Annotated in this window: 19 protein-coding genes; 13 read left to right on the top strand and 6 right to left on the bottom strand. The window is 70.9% G+C overall.

Features of this window, described 5'->3' with window-relative positions:
* Nucleotides 1-26 precede the first annotated feature (26 nt).
* On the top strand, nucleotides 27-737 hold the full coding sequence (locus JOL79_RS01845) for a hypothetical protein (protein ID WP_307848243.1): 711 nt from the start codon (nucleotides 27-29) through the stop codon (nucleotides 735-737).
* Here the strand turns inward: JOL79_RS01845 and JOL79_RS01840 are convergent.
* Nucleotides 721-1,638 carry an alpha/beta hydrolase gene (locus JOL79_RS01840; RefSeq protein ID WP_210153827.1) on the bottom strand — a complete coding sequence of 306 codons (918 nt, stop codon included), beginning with the start codon at nucleotides 1,636-1,638 and terminating at the stop codon, nucleotides 721-723. The two genes, JOL79_RS01845 and JOL79_RS01840, sit on opposite strands and share 17 nt — an antisense overlap.
* 64 nt (nucleotides 1,639-1,702) lie before the next feature.
* On the opposite strand from JOL79_RS01840, the gene JOL79_RS01835 reads away from it, so the two are divergent.
* The 3 genes from JOL79_RS01835 to JOL79_RS01825 all read left to right on the top strand — a co-directional run bounded on the left by JOL79_RS01835 (nucleotide 1,703) and on the right by JOL79_RS01825 (nucleotide 7,033).
* Nucleotides 1,703-2,419 (top strand): type 1 glutamine amidotransferase, encoded by a 717-nt coding sequence (locus tag JOL79_RS01835; protein WP_210153826.1) that lies wholly within the window; start codon nucleotides 1,703-1,705, stop codon nucleotides 2,417-2,419.
* A gap of 346 nt (nucleotides 2,420-2,765) precedes the next feature.
* The gene (locus JOL79_RS01830) at nucleotides 2,766-5,774 is read left to right on the top strand and encodes a bifunctional [glutamine synthetase] adenylyltransferase/[glutamine synthetase]-adenylyl-L-tyrosine phosphorylase (RefSeq protein ID WP_307848288.1); all 3,009 of its coding nucleotides are present in this window, start codon (nucleotides 2,766-2,768) and stop codon (nucleotides 5,772-5,774) included.
* Nucleotides 5,771-7,033 (top strand): hypothetical protein, encoded by a 1,263-nt coding sequence (locus JOL79_RS01825; RefSeq protein ID WP_210154207.1) that lies wholly within the window; start codon nucleotides 5,771-5,773, stop codon nucleotides 7,031-7,033. The genes JOL79_RS01830 and JOL79_RS01825 overlap by 4 nt, the downstream gene beginning before the upstream one ends.
* Nucleotides 7,034-7,044: 11 nt before the next feature.
* On the opposite strand, the gene JOL79_RS01820 is transcribed toward JOL79_RS01825, so the two are convergent.
* Nucleotides 7,045-7,752 (bottom strand): alpha/beta fold hydrolase, encoded by a 708-nt coding sequence (locus JOL79_RS01820; protein ID WP_210153825.1) that lies wholly within the window; start codon nucleotides 7,750-7,752, stop codon nucleotides 7,045-7,047.
* Nucleotides 7,753-7,833: 81 nt separating this feature from the next.
* Here JOL79_RS01820 and JOL79_RS01815 point away from each other — a divergent pair, with 81 nt between their 5' ends.
* Together JOL79_RS01815 and JOL79_RS01810 are read left to right on the top strand one after the other, a co-directional pair.
* A complete protein-coding gene (locus JOL79_RS01815) occupies nucleotides 7,834-8,778 on the top strand; it encodes a helix-turn-helix transcriptional regulator (protein WP_307848241.1) in 945 nt (314 codons plus the stop codon).
* Nucleotides 8,779-8,939: 161 nt separating this feature from the next.
* The gene (locus tag JOL79_RS01810; protein WP_210153824.1) at nucleotides 8,940-9,446 is read left to right on the top strand and encodes an SRPBCC domain-containing protein; all 507 of its coding nucleotides are present in this window, start codon (nucleotides 8,940-8,942) and stop codon (nucleotides 9,444-9,446) included.
* Here JOL79_RS01810 and JOL79_RS01805 read toward each other — a convergent pair.
* Nucleotides 9,431-9,919: a MarR family winged helix-turn-helix transcriptional regulator gene (locus tag JOL79_RS01805; protein ID WP_210153823.1), complete on the bottom strand. Its 489-nt coding sequence runs from the start codon at nucleotides 9,917-9,919 to the stop codon at nucleotides 9,431-9,433. The two genes, JOL79_RS01810 and JOL79_RS01805, sit on opposite strands and share 16 nt — an antisense overlap.
* A gap of 75 nt (nucleotides 9,920-9,994) precedes the next feature.
* On the opposite strand from JOL79_RS01805, the gene JOL79_RS01800 reads away from it, so the two are divergent.
* Nucleotides 9,995-10,402 (top strand): VOC family protein, encoded by a 408-nt coding sequence (locus JOL79_RS01800; protein WP_210153822.1) that lies wholly within the window; start codon nucleotides 9,995-9,997, stop codon nucleotides 10,400-10,402.
* Between the two features lie 32 nt (nucleotides 10,403-10,434).
* On the opposite strand, the gene JOL79_RS01795 is transcribed toward JOL79_RS01800, so the two are convergent.
* The gene (locus JOL79_RS01795) at nucleotides 10,435-11,007 is read right to left on the bottom strand and encodes an ester cyclase (RefSeq protein WP_210153821.1); all 573 of its coding nucleotides are present in this window, start codon (nucleotides 11,005-11,007) and stop codon (nucleotides 10,435-10,437) included.
* A gap of 139 nt (nucleotides 11,008-11,146) precedes the next feature.
* A complete protein-coding gene (locus tag JOL79_RS01790; RefSeq protein ID WP_210153820.1) occupies nucleotides 11,147-11,509 on the bottom strand; it encodes an alcohol dehydrogenase catalytic domain-containing protein in 363 nt (120 codons plus the stop codon).
* Nucleotides 11,510-11,726: 217 nt separating this feature from the next.
* Here JOL79_RS01790 and JOL79_RS01785 point away from each other — a divergent pair, with 217 nt between their 5' ends.
* Nucleotides 11,727-12,449 carry a VOC family protein gene (locus JOL79_RS01785; RefSeq protein WP_210153819.1) on the top strand — a complete coding sequence of 241 codons (723 nt, stop codon included), beginning with the start codon at nucleotides 11,727-11,729 and terminating at the stop codon, nucleotides 12,447-12,449.
* 222 nt (nucleotides 12,450-12,671) lie between these two features.
* Complete coding sequence (locus tag JOL79_RS01780) at nucleotides 12,672-13,229, top strand: DoxX family membrane protein (RefSeq protein WP_210153818.1); 558 nt, start codon at nucleotides 12,672-12,674, stop codon at nucleotides 13,227-13,229.
* Nucleotides 13,230-13,293: 64 nt separating this feature from the next.
* Here the strand turns inward: JOL79_RS01780 and JOL79_RS01775 are convergent, their stop codons facing one another.
* Nucleotides 13,294-14,163 carry a fumarylacetoacetate hydrolase family protein gene (locus JOL79_RS01775; protein ID WP_210153817.1) on the bottom strand — a complete coding sequence of 290 codons (870 nt, stop codon included), beginning with the start codon at nucleotides 14,161-14,163 and terminating at the stop codon, nucleotides 13,294-13,296.
* 177 nt (nucleotides 14,164-14,340) lie between these two features.
* Between JOL79_RS01775 and JOL79_RS01770 the strand changes: the two genes are divergently transcribed.
* The 4 genes from JOL79_RS01770 to JOL79_RS01755 all read left to right on the top strand — a co-directional run bounded on the left by JOL79_RS01770 (nucleotide 14,341) and on the right by JOL79_RS01755 (nucleotide 21,931).
* On the top strand, nucleotides 14,341-16,740 hold the full coding sequence (locus tag JOL79_RS01770; RefSeq protein WP_210153816.1) for a glycoside hydrolase family 3 N-terminal domain-containing protein: 2,400 nt from the start codon (nucleotides 14,341-14,343) through the stop codon (nucleotides 16,738-16,740).
* 199 nt (nucleotides 16,741-16,939) lie between these two features.
* On the top strand, nucleotides 16,940-17,962 hold the full coding sequence (locus JOL79_RS01765; protein ID WP_210153815.1) for a LacI family DNA-binding transcriptional regulator: 1,023 nt from the start codon (nucleotides 16,940-16,942) through the stop codon (nucleotides 17,960-17,962).
* A 166-nt stretch (nucleotides 17,963-18,128) separates the two neighbouring features.
* Nucleotides 18,129-20,312, top strand: coding sequence for an alpha/beta hydrolase (locus JOL79_RS01760; RefSeq protein ID WP_210153814.1), 2,184 nt, complete (start codon nucleotides 18,129-18,131; stop codon nucleotides 20,310-20,312).
* Nucleotides 20,313-20,524: 212 nt separating this feature from the next.
* Entirely contained in the window at nucleotides 20,525-21,931 is a 1,407-nt protein-coding gene (locus tag JOL79_RS01755) for an extracellular solute-binding protein (protein WP_210153813.1), read from the top strand.
* Nucleotides 21,932-22,038: the final 107 nt, after the last annotated feature.

The raw sequence follows: 22,038 nt of genomic DNA, 5'->3' as shown, positions 1-22,038 counted from the left end.
CTGCGGGGTTGCAGACCGTTTTGACCGTGCCCAGGCGTTTCCGGGGTCCGGAGGGAATCGCCAACGGCGGATGGATAGCGGGCACCCTGGCGGGGGCCCTCGCGGGGGGCGCGCACGACACCCCCATCGAGGTCACCCTGCACGCGCCGGTCCCATTGGAGACCGAGCTGGCCGTCGACCATGTCGGCAACACGGTCGTGCTGCGCCGCGACGAGCGGCACCTGGTGGAGGCCATCCCCGTGGCGGAGACGCTGGAGCCGCCGCCGTTCGTGCCGTTCACCGACGCCGCCCGCGCGGAGGCCGGCTTCCCCGGCCGTCACAGCGAGGCGATCGCCGGCTGCTTCGCCTGCGGGGTGCGTGAGCCCGGCGACGGTCTGCGGATCTTCCCCGGCCCCGTCGAGGGCACCGACCTCGTGGCGGCCGGCTGGCGGGTGCCGTACGGGGTGACGGACGACCAGGGGGTGGTGCCCGACTCCATCGTCTGGGCCGCCCTCGACTGCGTCACGGGCTGGGCGCATCACCCCGGCTGCGCGTCCCCCCACCCGGTCGAGTCGGCCCTGCTCGGCCGGCTGACGGGGCAGATCTTCCGGCGCGTCTACCCGATGGGGTCCTACTCCGTCGTCGGCCGCGCGGTGGGCCGCGAGGGCCGCAAGCTGTTCGGCGTGAGCGCCGTCTACGAGCTCGACGGCACCCTGGTCGCGGCCGCCCGGGCCACCTGGATCACCCCGCGTCCGTAGCCGCGCCTCCGTCGTCCCCGGAGTCCTCGTCGCCCCTGGCGGCCTCGCCGGTGAGGCGGGCCGCCACGAGGGCCGCGCATCGGGGGTCGAACAGGATCGTGTAGTGGTTGCAGTCGCCGACGACCTCGTCCCGCAGCGCGGGCAGGCGGTCCCGCCACCGCGCGGCGAGGTCGTCGGGCAGGAACCCGATCGGCTGGTCGAGCAGCCCCCGCGGGGCCCGGAGCAGGATCAGGGGCGAGCGGATCGCCTCCAGCGCGGCGGCGACGTCCGCTCCCCGGGTCAGCAGCCAGCGGTGGTCCTGCCGTACGGCCTCCTCGACGGCACGGGAGCGGATCGCGTCAGCCGGTCCCGCGGCGTCGTAGCGGACGTACTCCTCGACAGCGGGCGTCCAGTGATCCGCGAGGGCGGGATGGGCCCGGAAGAAGCCGACGTAGGCCGCCACGCCGGGGAAGGTCCGACGCAGCCGCTGCACCGCCGGGCCGAGCGTGCGCTCCAGCGCCTCGTCGGAGTCGAGGCCGGGCGCGACCGGCAGCGGCAGGCCACCGTCGGCCAGCACCACGCGGGCGTAGTCCCGCCGGGCGGCGTGCATCACGGCCACGTAGGCGCCCAGCGAATGGCCGGTCAGCACGCTCGTGGAGTCGGCGCCGACGTGCTCGGCCACCAGTTCGAGGTCGTCCGCGTGCCGGTCCACGCCGTACGGGCCGGGGAGACCGGCGCTGTGCCCGCGCCCGCGCAGGTCGGCGGCGACCAGCGACCATCCGGGCGGCAGCGCGGCGGCGACGGCGCCCCACGCCATCAGGGAGGCGGTCGTGCCGTGCGTCGCGATGATCAGGCGGGAGCCCTCGCCGAACCGCGCGATGCGCATCCGCCCGCCGGGAACGGCGACCTCGTCAATCCTCATGATTGCGGACTTTACGGGATAACCCACCTGCCTCTCTCTCATGTCGTCTCCCTAAGCTCGGCCCATGCGCACTGTCGTGGTGATCGAGCACGAGGCCGAGGCGGGCCTCGGATTCTTCGAGGGATGGCTGGCGGCCGCGGGGATCGCGTGCCGGGTCGTCCGGCCGTACCTCGGGGAGCCGGTCCCGGGGCGGGCGGGGGACGGACTGGTCGTCCTCGGAGGCGCCGCGTCGGCCTGGGACGACGAGGGCTACGGCTGGCTGCCCGCGACCAGGGACCTCATGGCCGGGGCCGTCGAGGAGGGCGTTCCGACTCTGGGGATCTGCCTGGGAGCCCAGCTCATGACCCTGGCCTGCGGCGGCGCGGTAGAGCCGGGGACGGCGGGCCCCGAGATCGGCGCCGGGGAGATCAGGCCGCTCCCGGCGGCCGCGGACGACCCCCTCTTCTCCGCGCTGCCGCCCGGCCCGCTGCCCGCCGTGCAGTACCACTACGACGCGATGACCAGGCTGCCGGACGGCGCCATGCGGCTGGCCGGCAGCCCGCGCTACCCCAACCAGGCGTACCGGCTCGGCGCCGCCGCCTGGGCCGTCCAGTTCCACCCCGAGGCGACGGCGGAGATCTTCGTCTCCTGGACCGGCACGAGCGATCTCGGCCCGGAGCTGATCGAGGAGCTGAACGCCGGGGTGAAGGAGGCGGAGGCGGAGATGGCGGCGGCCTGGCGGCCGCTGGCCGAGGCCTTCGCCGCCGTCGTCGCCTCCCGCCCGGTGACCGGTGACCGCTGAGCCGTACGGCCGATGACGGCGGCGTGAACGACGGGCAACGTGTGCGCGCCGCGCAAGGTGCGCGGGCAATCCGCGTGATGTAACGATTACGCAGAGAAACCGCTAAGGACTGCGACGAGGTCACGGGCTACCGTGTGCGATGTGCTCCACCGGCACGTCCGACCCCATGCGGACGGCCGGGGAGCACACCAGGCGACAGCGGCGGCGCCCGTCAGTGGCGTCAGTGAGGAGCGGTCCCCGCGGGGGGCCGATCTCTGCGAGGAGGCTTCCGCCCCATGTGTACCTTTACTGGGAAGGCCTGTCTCGGGGGGCCGACGTGATCGACGTCGGGCTGGAGGAAGGAACGGTGAACGCCGCGCCGCGCATTCAGACGACAGCCGGGCGCCTGGCGGCCCTGGGGTTCGCCGACGGCGCACGCGCCGAACGCCTGCTCGACGAGCTCGGGCCTGAGGCGGTCGGCGACTTCGCGCTGCTCGACGACCTGGTCGGCGCCGCCGACCCCGATCTGGCGCTCATGTCGCTGGCCCGCCTCGTCGAGCGGGATCCGAGTGTACTCGGGGCGTTCCGCGCCGAGCCGGGGCTGCGTCGCAGGCTGCTCGGCGTTCTCGGACTGAGCGCCGCGCTGGGCGATCACGTGGTCAGGCACCCCGAGTGCATCGCCGTGCTGGCCGCCGCGGACCGGCCCGCTGAACGGGAGCTGCGGGACGACCTGCTGCTCGCGGTCGGCGCCGATCCCGCGGCGGCGGAACCCGTGGCGGGCGGCGCGACCCTGGAGACCGCGGAACCCGCCGTCGCCGGGCCCGCGATGGAGGCGCTGAGGATCGCCTACCGGACCCGCCTGCTGCAGCTCGCGGGGCGCGACGTGACCGGGCGGGCCACACTCGCCGAGACCGCGGCGGCGCTCGCCGACCTCGCCTCGGCCGCCCTCGACGCCGCCCTGGCGATCGCGCGGGCCGAGGTCGCCGACGCGGGCGACGTCCGGCTCGCCGTCATCGGCATGGGCAAGTGCGGCGCCCGGGAGCTCAACTACATCTCCGACGTCGACGTGATCTTCGTGGCGGAGCCGAGAGACGGGGTCGACGAGACCAAGGCGCTGCGCACGGGCACCCGCCTCGCGCAGGGCATGATGCGCGCGTGCTCCACCAGCACGCCGGAGGGCTCGCTGTGGGAGGTGGACGCCAACCTGCGGCCCGAGGGCAAGATGGGCCCACTCGTCCGCACCCTGGAGAGCCACCTCGCCTACTACCGCCGCTGGGCCAAGACCTGGGAGTTCCAGGCGCTGCTGAAAGCGCGGCCGGTCGCGGGCGACGCCGAGCTCGCCGAGGCGTACGTCGGCGCGGCGAACGAGCTGGTCTGGCAGGCGGCGGCCCGGCCCAACTTCGTCGAGGACGTCCAGGCGATGCGCCGGCGGGTCGAGGCCCACGTGGCGGCCGGCGAGGCGGACCGGCAGATCAAGCTGGGCCCCGGCGGTCTGCGGGACATCGAGTTCGCCGTCCAGCTCCTCCAGCTCGTGCACGGCCGCGGCGACCCGCTGCTGCGGCGCCGCGCGACGCTGTCGGCGCTGGCGGCCCTGTCGAGGGGCGGATACGTCGGGCGCGACGACGCCAAGGCGCTGGCCGAGGCGTACACGTTCCTGCGCCAGGTCGAGCACATGCTCCAGCTGCACCGGCTCCGCCGCACCCACGTCGTCCCCGCGGACACCGCCGAGCTGCGCCGGATCGGCCGCGGCCTCGGCATGACCACCGACCCGGTGGGCGAGTTCACCACGACGTGGAAGCGGCACGCCCTGGAGGTGCGGCGGCTGCACGAGAAGCTCTTCTACCGTCCGCTGCTGCAGGCCGTCGCCCGGCTGCCGGAGTCGGAGACGCGGCTGTCCGCGGCCGCGGCGACCGCCCGGCTTGAGGCGCTCGGGTACGCCGACCCCGAGGGCGCGCTCCGCCACATCGCCGCCCTGACCAGCGGAGTCTCCCGGCGCGCGGCCATTCAGCGCACCCTGCTGCCGGTCATGCTGGCCTGGTTCGCCGACGCGCCCGACCCGGACGCCGGCCTGCTCGGCTTCCGCCAGGTCAGCGACAAGCTCGGCGGCACCCCCTGGTATCTGCGGCTGCTGCGCGACGAGACCGCCGTCGCCGAGCGGCTGGCCCGCCTGCTCGGCACCAGCCGCTACGTCACCGGTTTACTGCTGCACGCCCCGGACGCTGTCGGGATGCTGGGCTCACCGGCCGAGCTCGCCGTACGACCGGCCGCGACGCTGGCGGCGGAGGCCGCCGCCGCTGTCGCCCGCCACGGCGAGGACACGGAGAAGGCCGTGGCGGCGGTGCGCGCGCTGCGCCGCAGGGAGCTGTTCCGCACGGCCTGCGCCGACCTGTCCGGCCTGATCGACATCGAGGAGGTCGGCCAGGCGCTGTCGGCGCTGAACGACGTGACGATCCAGGCGGCCCTCGACGCGGCCATCAACAAGATCGCGGTGGAGCGCCGGACGGGGACGTTCCCGACCAGGATCGCCGTGATCGCGATGGGCCGGCTGGGCGGGCTGGAGAGCTCCTACGCGAGCGACGCCGACGTCATGTTCGTGCACGCGCCGCTGCCCGGCGTCGCCGAGCGAGAGGCCACCGACGCGGCGCACGCCGTGGCGGAGGAGACCAGGCGGCTGCTCGCGCTGCCCGCCCCCGACCCGCCGCTGAAGATCGACGCCGGGCTCCGGCCCGAGGGACGGCAGGGCCCGCTGGTGCGCACGATCGCCTCCTACAAGGCCTACTACGGCCGCTGGTCGTCGCACTGGGAGGCGCAGGCCCTGCTGCGCGCCCGCTTCTGCGCCGGGGACAGGGAGCTCGGCCGGGCCTTCGTCGAGACGGTCGACCCGCTGCGGTATCCCCCGGACGGCATCTCCCGCGACGCGGTGCTGGAGATCCGCAGGCTCAAGGCCCGCATGGAGGCCGAGCGGCTGCCCCGCGGCGCCGATCCCACCCTGCACACCAAGCTCGGCAGGGGCGGCCTCACCGACGTCGAGTGGGTGGCCCAGCTCCTCCAGCTCAGGCACGCGGGAGCCGTACCCGCCCTGCGGACCACGCGCACGGTCGAGGCGCTGCGGGCCGCGGCGGGGGAGGGGCTGCTCGACCCGGCGGACGAGGCGGTGCTGTCCGAGGCGTGGCTGTTCGCGTCGCGGATCAGGGACGCCATCATGCTGGTCCGGGCGCGGGCCGCCGACAGCATCCCCGGCGTGGTCAAGGAACGGACGATGCTCGCCCGCGCGCTCGGATATCCGCCGGACGGCTCGGAGGACTTCGTCGACGACTACCGGCGGGTCACGCGCCGGGCCAGGGCGGTGGCCGAACGGGTCTTCTACGACGGGTGATCGCCTTGATCTCTTACTACGTGGACCTCGCGGTGGGTCTCGTCCTGGCCTTCCTGCTGCTGTCGCTCCTCGTCAGCGGGGTCAACGAGGGCATCGTGCGGCTGCTCGGCATCCGCAGCAAGTTCCTGTGGGCCTACCTGCGCGACACCCTCGACGGCGCGGAGACGGCGGACGGCCCGGTCGCCCGGCGCCACACGCTCGACCGGATGCTGAGCGCGCTGCGCGGCTTCGGGCGCCGGCTGCGCGGGCCCCTGATGGAGCTGCTGCCCACGTCCCGCGAGGGCCGGTCCCGGCTTCCTGCGACGCTCCTCGGCGTGTTCGCGAAGCTGCCGTTCGGCCGGGATCCCCGGCCCGCCTACGGCGAGGAGCCCCCGCCGGCGCGGAGCGCGCCGCTCGCCCCCGCCCCGGGCACCGTCGCCGCGGAGGAGATGGCCGCGGCGACGTCCACGGCGACGTCCACGGCGACGTCCACGGCGACGGAGCCGCCGGAGGTGGCGCCCGCCGGGCATGGGAAGTCGATGGCCGAGTTGCTGTACGAGCGGTTACAGGAGATCGACCACGTGAGGCGGGGCAGGACGAGCATCGCCCAGATCCCCCCGGTCCGCTTCGCGATGGCGGTAATGGAGATCGCCACCGAACGCGGCGGCCCCGAGAGGCTGCTCGCGGAGCTCGACACCCTGAAGAGTCCCTTCTACCGGCCGCTGAAGGCCGCCCTCGATCACGCCGGCCAGGACCTGGAGGCCGTCCGCAAGGGCGTCGAGGACTGGTTCGACGGGGAGATGGAACGGCTCACCCTGCTCTATCGCCGTTACGTCCGCTGGGTCGTGGCCGTTCTCGGCCTCGTGGTGACCCTCATGTTCAGCATGGACGCCCTGGAGTACGGCAAGGCCCTGCTGCGGGACAACGCCTACCGGAGCGAGGTCACGGCGTTCGCCCAGTCGGGGGCGGCGGCGCTGACGCCGCTGACCGGCGCGTGCGCGCCCGGGCAGGACACCTACGCCTGCGTCACCGACGTGCTGAGCACGCCCGCCTTCGTGCGGATCTTCACCTACGCGCCGGTGAGCCTGAGCATGGAGGGGGACGGCCCGCCCTCCTGGAGGTGGCGCGGGGGCGACTGGTGGCACCGGATCGCGTCGCCCGGCCACTGGCCCGGCTTCCTCGTCACCTTCGTCGCCCTGCTGTTCGGCGCCCCGTTCTGGTGGGACCTCCTGCGCCGCCTCAGCGGCATCCGCTCCCGCATCGGCGGCGCCGCCACCTGACCTGGGGGTCGTCAGAGCAGCGCGGCGAGATCCGCCGGTCGCGAGAACATCGGCCAGTGGCCGGTCGGCAGTTCGACGAAGGTCCATTCGGGTGTGCCGAGCGGGGCGAACGCCGGGTTCCCCGAAGCGATCAGCTGGCGGATCACCGCCACCGGCATCGTCGAGGCGACCATGGTCTTCGGGGTCGGAGGAATCCGCCCCGGCCGCTGAACCGACTGGGTGACCGCGCCCCACGGCTGTGGCGTCGCCTTCGCGCGGATCCGCGCCCAATCCTCCTCGGTCAGTCCCGCGAACCGCCCTTCCCCCGGCTCGAAGGAGGGCGCGTCGAGCGCGTAACCGTCCCCGACCTGAGCGCGCCACGCCTGCCGCGTGTCCTCGTCATTGAAGTCGATCACCGCCACACCGGAGGGCAGCGGCGCGGTGTCGACGTAGACGACCCGGCTGAGCCGCTCGGGATTCCGGTCGGCGACCGCGGTCACCGGGACACTCGCCCCGCTGTGCCCGACCAGAACGACGTCCTCCAACCCGTCCATCGCCGCGAGGATGTCGGCGACATGGGTCTCCACGCCGACCTCCGGCGACAGCTCCCCAGCCTTCTCCGCCAGCCCCGTCAGGGTGACCGCCCGCACCCGGTGTCCGGCGGCGCGCAGCTCCCGCGCCACCTCGTCCCAGGCCCAGGCGCCGAGCCAGAAGCCGGGAACGAGCACGTAATTCGCCATCTCATCGTCCTTCCAGTGAGCCGAGGTCGCTACGCTAAAGCCGATATCGGACAGAATCCGCCCGGATTAAGTGGGTGACCTGTGTCATATCCGGCGACCCGGATGCTGGCGATGCTCGAACTGCTCCAGGCGCACCGCGGGCTGGGCGGGCGCGACCTGGCGCAGCGGCTCGGTGTGGACGAGCGGACCGTCCGGCGCTACGCCGCCAGGCTCGCCGAACTGGGCATCCCGGTCGCCGCCGAGCGCGGCCGCTACGGCGGCTACCAGCTGACGCCCGGCTACAAGCTGCCACCGCTGATGCTCACCGACGACGAGGCCACCGCCGTGGTTCTCGGCCTGCTCGCCGGGCGCCGCCTGGGCCTCGCCGCCGAGGCCACCGAGGCCGCCCTGGCCAAGATCCGGCGAGTACTGCCGGCGACGCTGCGAGAACAGGTCGGCGCGCTGGAGGAGACCCTGGACTTCACTCTCGCCGACCGCACGGCGCCGACACCCGCGAGCCGGGCCACGCTGACCCTGGCCGCCGCGATCCGCGACCGCCGCAGGGTCACACTGCGCTACCGCTCCTGGAAGGGCGCCGAGACCGAACGTGAACTGGACGGCCACGGCCTGGTCTTCCACTCCGGCCGCTGGTACGTCACCGGCCACGACCACCGGTCCGGTGAGATCCGCACCTTCCGCGTCGACCGGATCTCCTCGGTCGTCCCGGGCGCGGCCTCCTATGAGATCCCCGAGGAGTCCGACCCGGTGCGGCAGGTCACCGCGTCGCTGGCCCGGGTGCCGTACGCGCACGTCGTCGAGGTGATCCTGCACGTTCCCCTCGCCGAGGCGTCCCGCCGCATCCCGCCGTCGGTGGCCACACTCACCGAGACACCGGACGGAGCCCTCCTGCGGACGCATGCCGAGTCCCTGGACGGCATGGCCGCCATGATCGCCGGGCTCGGCTTCCCGTTCACGATCTTGTCGCCTCCGGAACTGCGTACCGCCGTCCGGAGCCTGGCCGAGCGCCTGCTGGAACAGACGGGCTGAACGCCCTGGCGACCGGTCACCGGGAGCCCACGCCTGCCTCGCCGTACGCGTGGGGGGGTGGCCGGAGCGAAGCGCTGTTTCGAGAGCACCGCTCTTGACGTCGTGCCCACCGATGAGAGAGCATCGCTCTTGAATGGGAGCGACAATCTCGGAGGTGTGCCATGTTCTACTCGGGGCCGTCCCTGGACGTTCTGCATCGGGACTACGCGGAGGCGGGCCGGATCGACCGGCGGGCGCCCCTGGTCACGTCGTCGTCGATCGTGGTCGACGCGGCGCCGGCCGAGGTGTGGGAGGTGCTGGCCGACCTGCGCTCCTGGCCCTCGTGGGCCTCGGGCATCCGGATCGTGGAGCTGGGCGAGGTGCTGCCGGGCCGTGACTTCCGGTGGAAGATGAACGGTGTCACGCTCCGGTCGCGCTTCGCCGTCGTGAAGCCGGAGCGCGAGCTCACCTGGTCGGGCTCGCTTCTCCTCTACAGGGCGGTGGACCGGCACGTGCTGGAGCCGCTGGAGGACGGGCGCACGAGGGTCGTCGTCGAGGAGTCGCTCGCCGGCCCGCTGCTGCCGCTGCTGTATCGCGAGGCCACGCTCCGGAGCAACCACGAGCGGTGGCTTGGCGACCTCAGGTCGGCGGTGCTCTCGCGGGCGGTGCGGGGTCAGGCCCGGCCCTGATCCGCCCTGGCGCCTGTCCCGGCGCCCGGCCCGGCGGTGAAGACCTTGAGCAGGAAGCTGTGAAGCTGGGCTCGTTCGTCGCCCGTCAGGGGGGCGAGCATCTCGTCCTGGACGGCGCGGGCCTCCCCGACGAGCTCGGTCAGGGCGCGGCGGCCGGTGTCCGTGAGCCCGACGGAGACGCGCCGCCTGTCGGCGGGGTCGCGGGTCCGCTCAATCTGGCCGAACCCGGCCAGCTGTTCGACGATCTTCGCCATGTCGCTCGGGTCGACGGACAGGCGTGCGCACAGATCGCGCTGCGTGTGGGGGCCGAAGTCGGCGAGCGCGGCCAGCACGGCCATGTGCCACAGGCGCAGCCCCCGGGAGGCGAGCCGGTCCGAGAGGCGGCCGCGCGCCGCCTTGCCGGTCAGGGAGAGCAGATAGGTGTGCAGGCCGAGCAGGGTGGGCGGAGCGGGGTTCGGTGACGTGGGTCCCATGGGAGATATTGTAGGTCCGCACCTATAGTAGGTGGCGGCCCACTATTTTTCGCCGGTTGAAAGGCAGGCAATCCCGTGGACGCTCTCCATCCCCGTCTCCTGGTCGACGACTTCGCCGCGGCCTTCCGCTTCTACGACGCCGTACTGCCGGAACTCGCCGGCGCGAAGCGGGCCGGGGGCGCTGCGGCCGGTCCCTACGCGAGCTGGGAGGTCGCCGATCAGGGAATCCTCGCACTGTTCGACCGGGGGGTCATGGCCGCGTCGACGGGCATGGCCCTTCTCCCCTCCGGGAACGCGGCGGCGCCTGACGCGGTGATGTTCGTGTGCCGGGTCGGCGACGTGGAGCAAGGGATGAGGCTGTGCCTGCGGCACGGCGCCACGCCGGTCGCGCCGCCCACGGACCGGCCCGGCTGGGGCCCGAACCTCCGGACCGCCCACCTGCGGGATCCGGCCGGCACACTGATCGAGCTCCAGTCGTACTGACCGGGGTCAGGCGTCTCCCGGCCGCGCGGAGCTCAACTGTCGTAGTAGAGATCGAACTCGCCGCTGCCGTTCCTCCCGATGCGGGCGTGGCGCCGCCGCCGGACGGTACGGGGACGGACCCGATGCGCGGACGCCCGCACGCCCCCGTCCGTCGCGCATGCCCTGTCCGCCGTGTCGGGGAGCTTCGTCAGGCCGTAACCGAGCTGGCTGTACAGCTCCAGCTGGTCGAAGTATTCGCGGTGCGTAGTGATCTTTCCGCCTTCGACGTGGCTGGTGCAGGTGGCGCGAATGGCGATGTGGCGGCCCGTCGGTTCTATCTCCTTGCCGTCCGGCAGCAGGAAGGGCCCGGTATGAGTGCCGGTGTAGGTCCATTCGGTGACCGCGGGATTATCGCAGTCGGCGAGTTCGAACCAGGCGAACGCATGAAAATCCGCGAACGCCGTGAAGATCTGCTCATAGAGCCAGGCGATCTGGTCACGCCCTTCGGCCACGCCTGAGGGCGTCACATACACGGCGTCCGGGCTGTAGCAATCGAGCACGCCCTGCATGTCGTGAGCGTTGATCGCGTCGCACAGCCGGTGCTTGAGATCCCAGAAAGTGGACATGGGATGCCTTTGGCGATCGAATCGGATATTTCATTGGATGGTACCCAGTACGGGGCCCGCCTCCCGCCCTGATGACCCCTCGCGCACTCCAAAAAGGCGCGTGCGGCGGCCAGCGAGGCGCGCCGCGCGGTGCCCACCATCAGGGCGGCGCCGAGGGTGCGGGAACCCCGGGGAACGCCGAGACCAGTCCACCCAGGGCGCCGTGCACCAGCACCCGTTCGCCCGGCTTGAGATGCGCGACCTCGGTCAGGGCGAGATACGCCGTGGCGGCGTTGGGCACGGCCGCCACCGCGAGCGCCGGATCCATGTCGATGCCGTCCAGACTGGCCGTCAACGCCGCGTCCGCGACGGCGATCGAGGCGTAGCCGCCCTCGGCTCCGGTGCCGGAGAGGGTCACCACCGGCTCTCCGACCCGCAGGTCCGTCACGCCGCCGCCCAGCGCCCGGACGGTGCCCGCCACCTCCAGACCCGGCACGTACGGCGGCCTCGGCAGCCCTTCCACGTCGATGGCCTCGCCGCCGGCGACGGCGTGGCGCGCTCCTGACCGGAGGACCAGTGGTCCCGGACGCCGGCAGGCAGATCCCGCGCCCGGACGCCGCTTCACCGCGCGCGGCTTTATTGCGTGGCGGGCGCCGATCGCCCGGCGTTATGTTCTCCACGGGCGCGGCGGCGTGCCCTTCCCGCGACTCCGCATGAGCGGATCGGAGGTCCGGAACGCAATGACGTGTCACCTGATCGCGCTCTGCTTCGACGCGCACGACCCGCTCCGTCTCGCGCGCTTCTGGGCCGGCGTCCTGGGCTGGGAGACGGCCGGCGACCCCCGGGACGGCATCGCGCTCCTGCCGGCCGACGACACCGGCTTCCGGATCCGCTTCCTTCCCAGCCGGGAGCCGAAGATCGGCCAGAACCCGACGCACTTCGACCTGACGAGCACATCCCTGGAGGATCAGCGGGCCACGGTGGCGAGGTCTCTCGGGCTCGGCGCGAGGCACATCGACGTCGGTCAACGTCCGGAGGAGGGCCATGTGGTGCTCGCGGACCCCGAAGGCAACGAGTTCTGCGTCATCGAGCCGGGCAACCGGTTCCTCGCCGACTGCGGATTCATCGGGGCGCTCGCGAGTGACGGTTCGCAGGAGGCCGGATACTTCTGGAGCGAGGCGCTCGGCTGGCCGCTGGTCTGGGATCAGGACCAGGAGACCGCGATCCGCTCGCCGCACGGCGGCCCGAAGATCACCTGGGGTGGCCCGCCACTGATGCCGAAGACCGGGAAGGACCGGCTGCACTTCGACCTCGCGCCACCCGCGGACGGGAATCTGCAGGCGGAGGTCGAGCGTCTCGTCTCCCTTGGAGCGACGCGCGCCGACATCGGTCAGGGCGAGGTCGACTGGGTGGTCATGGCCGATCCCGACGGCCACGAGTTCTGTGTCATGCCGCCGGGATAACGCGTGCGGATCCCGGGCGGCCGTCGCCCCGGCCGTTGAGGCGTTGTCTCTTTTGCCGAATCACGGCCCAGCCCAGGGTGCTCTGGGAGGTTCGGCTGGCACGTGGGGGTTACCACGGTCAGGGAGCCCGGCATTCCGTCGTGAGTACGGCGGGGACTGCGTGAACATCGCGTCGCCCCGCCGCGGAGGCGGGTTCCTCAGTGACACTTCTAGGGGGCGGCGATGGCCGGTTCTGGAAACAGGGGCGGTGCCACGACCGTCCATGTCGCCGAGCACCGTGCGGTCGGTACGGCCACTCGTCCGAGCGACTCCATCTGGGCGCTGGTCCGGATCTCGATCGGCTGGGTGTTTCTCTGGGCGTTCCTGGACAAGACCTTCGGCTGGGGGTTCAACACTCCGGCCGATCGCGCCTGGATCGGAGGAGCGAGCCCGACGACCGGCTACCTCAAAGGCACCGTGAGGAAGCCCCTGGGAGCGGTGTTCTCACCTCTGGCCGGACACGCGTGGGCGGACTGGCTCTTCATGCTCGGCCTGCTGGGCACCGGCGCGGCGCTCGTCCTGGGAGTCGGATTGCGCCTGGCGGCGGCGTTGGGCGGGTTGCTGCTGCTTCTCATGTGGGCGGCCGAACTGCCGCCCGAGCACAACCCGTTCATGGATTACCGTCTCGTCTACGCACTCGTCATGGTGGGACTGGCCATGGTGAACGCCGGGGACACCCTGGGAATCGGCAGATGGTGGGGGAACACGGCACTGGTGCGGCGCCATCCGTTCCTCAAGTAGGCTCCGCGCCCGTCACCCCTGCCCCGGCGGGGAGCGGGGGCAGGGCAGTGATCGCCGCCGGGCGTCACGGGGTCGTCAGGAAGCCGAAGTGGTCCTTGCCCACGGCAACCCGGTTACGGAGCTCGCCGATCTCGTCGATCGCCACGGTGATCAGGTCGCCCGCGTGCAGCCGGAAGTCGATATCAGGCACCAGGCCGGTCCCGGTGGAGAGCACCACCCCGTGCGGATAGTTCTCCGAGTGGAACAGATAGGCGGCCAGCTGGGTGAACGGGCGCCGGATCCGCCGGGTGGAGGTCGTGCCGTCCCAGACGACGGCGCCCTCGCGGGTAACTGTCAGGCGGATGGCGAGGTCGGAGGGGTCGACCTCCCATGCGGGCCGGATACCGGAGGAGAGGGCGCACGCGCCGGCGTACAGCTTGGCCTGCGGCAGGTAGAGCGGGTTCTCGCCCTCCACCGATCGTGAGCTCATGTCGTTGCACACGACGTAGCCCACGATCTCCTCGAAGCGGTTCAGCACGAGAGCCAGCTCGGGTTCGGGAACGTTGAGCGCCGAGTCGGAGCGGATGCCGACGGGTTCGCCGTCGACGACCACCCGCCAGGCAGGCGACTTGAAGAAGAGTTCGGGGCGCTCGGCGTCGTAGACCAGCTCGTAGACCGATTTGAGGGCGCTCTCCTCCACGCGGGCGTCCTTGGAGCGCAGGTAGGTCACGCCGGCGGCCCACACCTCCGTGGCGCCGTCCACGGGCGCGAGCAGACGCACCTCGCTGAGCGAGCAGTCTGGGGCGGCAGCGGCGCAGACTCGTTCGATCTCCTCCTTCCGGTGCTGCAGAAGCTCGAACATGCCGGCGACCGGCAGGGTGGACAGGACGCCGTCGTTCAACGCCGCGATGCGTGGGCGGGGGTCGTCATTCCGCCGGTATCGAACGATGTGCACTCGGTTCTCCTGCGAAATCTGGACAACGGGGATTTGATCACCAATCGCTGTATTGTAAACGTTATCGATCACGTTTACGAGGGCGCCCGTGGCGGTCTGGCCAGGTGTGTTCAGAGGCCACTGTCGGTGTCGTCGACAACGCCGCGAACGGCGTTGCGATCATGAATGGGGTACCGGGTGACCACTGTGGGACGGAAGTCAGGAGCGATCTACACCGATCCGGCCGCGCCCGTCGAAGAGCGCGTGACGGATCTGCTGGCCCGGATGACTCGGGAGGAGAAGCTCGCGCAGTTGGGAAGCGCTTGGGCGTTCTCGCTGATCGAGGGTGGTCAGTACTCGGCGGAGCGGGCCCGGGCGGTCCTTCGGCACGGCTTGGGGCACGTGACCCGTATCGCCGGAGCCACCAGCCTCAAGGCCGCGCAGGTGGCGCGGGTGGCGAACGCGATCCAGCGGTTCCTGGTGACGGAGACCCGGCTCGGGATTCCGGCGATCGTGCACGAGGAAGTGTGCTCCGGACTGATGGCCCGGGAGGGCACCATCTTCCCTCAGGCCATCGGCGTCGCGAGCACCTGGGAGCCGGAACTCAACCGGCGGCTGGCGGACGCCGTCCGTGAGCAGATGCGCGCGATGGGAAGCCACCAGGGGCTCTCGCCGGTGCTGGATGTGGTGCGGGACCCGCGCTGGGGCCGGACCGAGGAGACCTACGGGGAGGACCCGTACCTGGTGGCCCGCATGGGCGCGGCGTTCATCCGGGGCCTGCAGGGCGCTTCTCTGGCGGAGGGCGTCATCGCGACAGCCAAGCATTTCGTCGGTTACGGGGCGTCCGAAGGCGGGTTGAACTGGGCGCCGGCGCACCTTCCGCCTCGTCTGCTGCGGGAGGTGTACCTGTATCCGTTCGAGACGGCGGTCCGCGAGGCGGGCCTTCAGTCGGTGATGGCCGGCTACCACGAGCTGGACGGGATTCCCTGCCATGCCAATCGTGAGCTCCTCGGCGATGTGCTCCGCGGGGAGTGGGGGTTCGCGGGGACCGTCGTGTCGGACTACTTCGCCGTCGAGCAACTCCACTCGTATCACCACTTCGCCGGGGACAGGGAGCAGGCGGCGGCCCTGGCGCTCACCGCGGGCACCGATGTCGAGCTCCCGGCGACGGACGCGTACGCGGACGCGCTGGCAGGCGCCGTGGACGCCGGAGAGGTCGGCGAAGAGAAACTGGACGAAGCGGTCTCGCGGGTCCTCCGGCACAAGTTCGAGCTCGGCCTGTTCGAAGACCCTTACGTGGACGAGGGCGCGGTCGCGGCCGTGGTGAACGCCGAGCGCCACCGGGAGGTGGCGCTCGAGACGGCTCGCCGGAGCCTCGTCCTGCTCAAGAACGACGGCATCCTGCCGCTGCGGCCGGGCGCCGGAACGATCGCTCTCATCGGGCCGAACGCCGACAACGCCCGGCACCTGCTCGGTGACTACTCCTTCGCGGCGCATGTGGAGTCGCTGGCGGCGGCGCGTGAGCGGCAGGGCCTGCTCGGTCAGATGATGACGGTCCCCGACGACCTCGAGACCGAGGAGAGCACGGACGGGCTGCCCACGGTGCGTGACGAGCTCACGGCCCGCCTGGGCGACCGGGTGCGCTTCGCCCCTGGATGCGATGTGATCGACCCATCGAGGGACGGTTTCGACGAGGCGGTCGCCGCCGCGGCGGCGGCCGACGTCGCGGTGCTGGTCCTGGGCGATCGTTCGGGGCTGACGACCCGGGCCACCACGGGGGAGTCGCGGGACCGGTCCAGCCTGGACCTTCCCGGCGTTCAGGAGGACCTGGTCCGTGCCGTCGTCGCCACGGGAACACCCGTGGTGGCGGTGCTCGTCGCCGGCCGGCCGGTCGGCGGCGATTTCCTGCACGAGAACTGCGCCGCGGTGCTGTCGGCCTGGCTGCCGGGGCAGACCGGGGCTCAGGCGATCACCGAGGTCCTGCTCGGCGAGGTGAACCCGAGCGGGAGGCTGCCCATCTCCTACCCGCGCACCGTGGGCCAGATTCCCGTCTTCTACGGGCACAAGGTGTCGGGCGGACGGTCTCACTGGCATGGCGACTACGTCGACTCGCCCGTCAGCCCGCGATACCCCTTCGGCCACGGACTCGGGTACGCGCCGTTCGCCATCGAACTGGCCACGCTGGACCGCGCCGAAGTGACCGCGGGGGACAGCGTCACCGTGGAGGTCACCGTGGCCAACACCGGTGATCGAGCAGGCGAGGAAGTCGTCCAGCTCTACATTCGCGACCCGCGGGCGACGGTCACCCGGCCGGTGCTCGAGCTGAAGAGTTTCGCCCGTGTGTCCGCCGGTCCAGGGCGGCGGGCGGCCGTACGCTTCGACCTGCCCACGGGCCAGCTCGGCTTCTACGACAGGGACATGAACTACACCGTGGAGACCGGGCAGATCGAGGTGTACGCCGGCTTCTCCGCGGACAACCGCACCCTCGCCGGCACATTCACCATTACCGGCGACGCCGACCGGCCGAGGGCCGGAAAGGCGTACACGGGCACGGTCAGTGTCGGCGAACCGCCTCAGGTGACCACCTCACCGGCTTGATGGGCGACGGCGTGCTGACGCGGGACGGATGGCCGTGATCGGCGCCGCCCCACCTGGCTGGCCTGCGCATTCTGGTCATGTCGGTTTAGTGCGTACGGTCGGCGCACTAAGAGGCCGAAAAGGGTCTTGTCTTCGCAAACGATGTCGCTTACGTTAAGCGCTGGAAACGTAATCGATAACGATTGCAGTGGAGAGCGGCATGGTCGACGGCGGTGCGCCGGTGACGATGAGTGATGTGGCGCGCCTGGCGGGCGTCTCCACCGCGACCGTGTCGCGGGTGGTGAACGGGCGTTACGGCGTCAGCGCCAGCACCATCGCCCAGGTCCGTTCGGCCATTGAGCGGTTGGGTTACGAGTCGAGCCTGGTGGCGGCGAGCCTGCGGCGTAGCCGTACCAATGTCCTGGGTCTGGTGACCCACAGCTTCCAGTCCTATACGGCCGAGGTGCTCAAGGGCGTGATGGAGGCGTTGGCGCAGTCGGGCTACGACCTGATCGTCTATGCCAACAGCCATCTGTACGGGACGTATTCGGAGGGCTGGGAGCGGCGGCATCTGACCCGCCTGTCGGGCACGCTCACCGACGGGTGCATCGTGGTCACACCGTGGGGCGAGGTGCGGAGCAGCACGCCGGTCGTGGTCATCGATCCGGTGAGGGACTCGACGGCGCCCTCGGTGACGGCGGACAACCTCGCGGGTGCCACCACGGTGGCTGAGCATCTACTCAGCCTGGGGCATCGGCGTATCGGATTCATCACGGGCCGCCCCAACCTGGCGGCCGCGTGGTCGCGTGAGGAGGGTTACCGGAGGGCGCTGACCGAAGCCGGCGTCCCCGTTGATCCGGCGTTGATCGGCAGAGGTGACTTCAACCCCGAGTCGGCGGTTCCGCTGGCGCGCGCGTTGCTGGGACGCGAGGACCGCCCGACGGCGATCTTCGCGGCGAGCGACGGGATGGCCCTGAAGGTTCTCGAGGTCGCGGCGGAGCTGGGGCTCAACGTTCCCGACGATCTTTCGGTGGTCGGCTTCGACAACATTCCGGAGGCCGCGTTGGCTGAGCCGGGGCTGACCACGGTGGACCAGTCGATGTACCGGCTCGGATACGAGGCCGCGCGCATGCTGAAGGGGCTGGTGACCGGTGAGTGGGAGGAGTCCCGCCGAATCGTGCTCCCGACCCGCTTGGTGGTTCGCGGCTCCACCGCACCACCGAGTCTCACTACGAGACCGTGAGACACACGCACCCGAAGGCGGTGCACCTACCAGACCCACCTGGCCACAGGTGAACAAGGCCAACCAGAGACGGACGGAGGTGCGGCAACAGAACCGACGGTACATCCACCGATGATTCAGGCCGGCCAGCGGGCGCAATCCGCTGCCGACCATTGAGGAGTGCGGTATGACATTGTCATTGTACCACGAAGCTTTACGCCCCAAGGGCGTGCGCCGGCTCTTGGCGGTGGTCGCCGCCGGAGTCATGGCCGTCTCGGCCGTGTTGTTCGCGCCGCTGACGGCGGCGGCGGCGGACACGCCGTGGCTGACTGTCTCCGACGACGGCTATGTGTCGTTCAGTGTCCCCGCGGCCTACGTCCAGGCCAACGCGGGCCAGGTGTCGCAGGTCGTCATCGAGGGCAACTTCGGCCCGTCCTTCAACTGGGCGGAGTACGGCCTGACGCGCAGGGGCGACGTCTGGTCGGGGGTTCTCGGCCCGCTCAAGCCGGGGCTGTACTACTACCAGGTGACCGGCGACGACACCAAAGGTCTCAAGGACCCGACCAACAGCACCAGCGTGGCGTCCAAGCCGCTCTGGAGCACCTTCTTCGTTCCCGGCGACTCGGTGCGCCTGCTCGCCGACGCGCCTGAGGGGCAGGGCGGCAAGATCGAGACTCTGACCTACGGGCCGAAGGACAAGCAGCGGTCGGCCCTGGTGTGGACGCCGCCGGCGTATTCGGCCAAGGGCACCAAGGCCTTGCCGGCGCTGTTCCTGCGATCCGGCGACGGCGGGAGCGCCGGCGACTGGCTCGACCTCGGCCGCGCCAAGCAGATCTTCGACAACCTGTCGGCCGGCAATGCCATGGAGCCGATGGTGGTCGTGATCGGCGACGGCAACGGACAGGACGACGACAAGGAGTTGAAGGACCTCAGGAAGGCGGCCGCGGACAAGTACCGGCTCCTGCGCGACCCGGCGCACCAGGCGATCGCCGGTGTGGCCGAGGGCGGGGCGCGGGCGCTGCGTGCCGCTCTGACCCACCCCGGTCAGTTCGCCTACGCCGGCTCGTTCTCGGGTCTCCTGACGGAGAACGCCGGCCGGCCGGACGCGAAGGCGATCAACCGCGAGGTCAAGCTGGTGCGCCTGTACACCGGCAACGTGACCGATCCCGCCTACAACGCGACCGACCGCCTCACGAAGGCGCTGCACCGCGCCGGCGTCAGGTACGAGTTCGACGGCGTCAACCCCGACGCCGGGGCGAACTGGAACGCCTGGCAGGAGAACCTGATCGATTTCGTGCCGCGGCTGTTCCGTACGGTGCGGGATCACGGTCCGAGCGCCGGTCACGGGCCGCTGAAGGGCGAGTTCCACCCACCGGCGCCCGGCACCACCCCGACGCCGTTCGTGCAGGACGGCTTCGTCACCTTCGAGACCACGACCGACTACAAGGACGCCCAGCACGTCACGGTGTGGGCGAACGACGCTCCCGGCGGGAGCTGGCTGCGCGTTCCGATGACCCGTGACGGCGACCGGTGGCGGGCCACCGTGGGTCCGCTGGACCCGTGGTTCTACTACTACAAGTTCATCGTCGACCGGGTCTCGGTCAAGGACCCGTCGAACCCCACGAAGGTGACCTCCGAGCCGACCTGGAGCAGCTTCTTCATCCCCGGAGAGAGGTCGCGCCTGCTCTCGGACGTTCCCGCCGGCCAGGGCGGGAAGGTCGAGAGCCTGACCTACCAGAGCACCGTGGCGAACGCGGAGCGGACCGCGCTGGTGTGGACCCCGCCCGGGTACGACCCGAACCGGTCCGAGAAGTATCCCGTCCTCTACCTCCAGCACGGCAGCGGCCAGAACTACACCGACTGGACCGAGATGGGACGCGCCAAGCAGATCCTCGACCACCTGTCCCTCGACGGGGACCTGGTGCCGATGGTGGTCGTGATGGGCAACGGCAACTCCTCCAACTTCAACAAGGAGCTGCTGGAGAACATCGTTCCGGCGGCCCGTGCCCGCTACAACATCTCCAGCGACCCGTCGCGGCAGGCCCTCGCCGGCCTCTCGATGGGCGGTGGACAGGCGATCGGGGTCCTCAAGGCGTACCCGGGCCAGTTCGCGTACGTCGCGGCGTTCTCGGCCGGTTTCGGCAGCGGCACCGGCGTCGACGTGGCGGCCATCAACAGCGGGACGAAGCTGTTCCGCCTGTACGTCGGCGACGTGACCGACTTCGTCTACCCGTCGGTCATGGCGTCCCTGCCCACTATGGACAGCCTCGGCATCCACTACGAGTTCGCCGGGGTCACCCAGGGGCCGCACGGCTGGGACGTGTGGCAGAAGAACCTCATCGATCTGGCGCCGCGTCTGTTCAAGCGCTAGGTAAACCCCGTCGGAGGCGGCACATCGGGGCATCGGGGGCCCTGGTGATGCCCGCCGGGCACGGGAGCGTACCGAGCGTTCACCTGAGGATCGGCACAGAGGACCGGGCACGGGGTGTGTCACCCGTGCCCGGTCCGGCCGATCGCTCGGCCTCAGCGGTGGCGCACGGCCCCTCTGTGCGCTGCGACCCCCCCAAAAGGGAGATCATGTCAATGAAGAGAAACAGCCTGATAACCGCTGCGGCCCTGCTCGCCGCCGCGGGGGCAGTCGCCGCCTGCGCCCCCGACGTGGGAGGGGGCGGGAGCACTGCGGGCGGAAGCACCGCGAGCGCAAGCGCCGCTCCCGCGAACAACGCGGGCGGAAACAACGCGAGCAACTGCACGAACACGATCAGCAAGAAGAACCTGCCGGTAGTGACGTTCTGGGGCTGGTACCCCAACATGCAGCTCGTCGTCGACAACTTCAACAAGCAGAACAACGAGGTGCAGGTCTGCTGGACCAACGTCGGCCAGGGCGGTGACGAGTACGACAAGTTCCAGACGGCCATCTCGGCGGGCAGCGGCGCCCCCGACGTGATCATGATCGAGGCGGACCGGATCCCGACCTTCCAGATCCAGAAGGCGCTCGTCGACATCAAGAACTACGGCTTCGACGCTGTGAAGGCGAACTACAGCGATGGCGCGTGGAAGGACGTCTCGATCGGCGGCGCGGTCTACGGCGTGCCGGTCGACGGCGGCCCGATGGCGATGATCTACCGCAAGGACATCTTCGACAAGTACAAGATCACGCCGCCGAAGACGTGGGCCGAGTACGAGCAGGCGGCGCAGAAGGTGAAGGACGCCGGGGGCCCGCTGTTCGGCGACCTGGGCGCCAACGTGCCGGCCGTCATGATGGCGCTGCAGATCCAGAAGGGCGCGAATCCGTACACCTACGATCCGGCGCGGCCGGAGTCGATCGGCATCAAGCTGAACGACCAGGCATCCAAGGACGTGCTCGACTACTGGGGGAACCTCGCCAAGAAGGGCCTGGTCGGGAAGCAGGACCAGTTCACGCCGGAGTACATCGCCGGTGTGGTCAACGGTAAGTACGCGACGTACATCTCGGCGGCCTGGGCGCCCGGATACCTCACCGGCGCCGGCGTGGGCAAGGGCAAGGACACCGGCAAGTTCGCGGTGGCGCCGCTCCCGCAGTGGGATTCCGCCAACCCGGTGCAGGTGAACTGGGGTGGTTCGGCCTTCTCGGTGACGAGCCAGGCCAAGAATCCCGAACTCGCGGCGAAGGCGGCGTACGGCCTCTACGCCGACGAGGAGTCGCTCACCGACGGCTGGACCAATCAGATCATCTTCCCGCTGAACCTCAAGGCGCTCAACGATCCCAAGTTCGTGGATCTGAAGGTGGCGTTCTTCGACGGCCAGCAGGCGAACAAGGAGGTCTACGTCCCCGCGGCGAACGCCTACAAGGGTATGACCTACGCGCCGTTCGGCCAGTACTACTACGACGCCATGACGAAGCAGGTCAGTGCGATGATCCAGGGCTCCGTCACCGGCGCCGAGGCCGCCGACCGGCTCCAGGAGGACGTGGTGGGCTACGCCAAGGAGCAAGGGTTCACCGTCCAGTGACACCACGGGTGGGCCGGGCGTCCCCGGCCCACCCACGACCCCCCAGCCTCGACTTCCCGGAGCCCACATTGACCCTCCTGACCAAGGAGAGTGCAGCGAGCACTCAA

It is taken from the genome of Microbispora oryzae, assembly GCF_017896165.1.
GTDB lineage: Bacteria > Actinomycetota > Actinomycetes > Streptosporangiales > Streptosporangiaceae > Microbispora > Microbispora oryzae.
The sequence above is the reverse complement of the archived record's forward strand: the minus strand, read 5'-3'. Positions and strand labels throughout refer to the sequence as shown.

Excerpts from the sequence above, each read along its gene's own strand:
- JOL79_RS01840 (WP_210153827.1), bottom strand. The coding sequence starts at position 1,638 with ATGAGGATTGACGAGGTCGCCGTTCCCGGCGGGCGGATGCGCATCGCG.
- JOL79_RS01835 (WP_210153826.1), top strand. The coding sequence starts at position 1,703 with ATGCGCACTGTCGTGGTGATCGAGCACGAGGCCGAGGCGGGCCTCGGA.
- JOL79_RS01820 (WP_210153825.1), bottom strand. The coding sequence starts at position 7,752 with ATGGCGAATTACGTGCTCGTTCCCGGCTTCTGGCTCGGCGCCTGGGCC.
- JOL79_RS01810 (WP_210153824.1), top strand. The coding sequence starts at position 8,940 with ATGTTCTACTCGGGGCCGTCCCTGGACGTTCTGCATCGGGACTACGCG.
- JOL79_RS01805 (WP_210153823.1), bottom strand. The coding sequence starts at position 9,919 with ATGGGACCCACGTCACCGAACCCCGCTCCGCCCACCCTGCTCGGCCTG.
- JOL79_RS01795 (WP_210153821.1), bottom strand. The coding sequence starts at position 11,007 with ATGTCCACTTTCTGGGATCTCAAGCACCGGCTGTGCGACGCGATCAAC.
- JOL79_RS01785 (WP_210153819.1), top strand. The coding sequence starts at position 11,727 with ATGACGTGTCACCTGATCGCGCTCTGCTTCGACGCGCACGACCCGCTC.
- JOL79_RS01780 (WP_210153818.1), top strand. The coding sequence starts at position 12,672 with ATGGCCGGTTCTGGAAACAGGGGCGGTGCCACGACCGTCCATGTCGCC.
- JOL79_RS01765 (WP_210153815.1), top strand. The coding sequence starts at position 16,940 with ATGGTCGACGGCGGTGCGCCGGTGACGATGAGTGATGTGGCGCGCCTG.
- JOL79_RS01760 (WP_210153814.1), top strand. The coding sequence starts at position 18,129 with ATGACATTGTCATTGTACCACGAAGCTTTACGCCCCAAGGGCGTGCGC.
- JOL79_RS01755 (WP_210153813.1), top strand. The coding sequence starts at position 20,525 with ATGAAGAGAAACAGCCTGATAACCGCTGCGGCCCTGCTCGCCGCCGCG.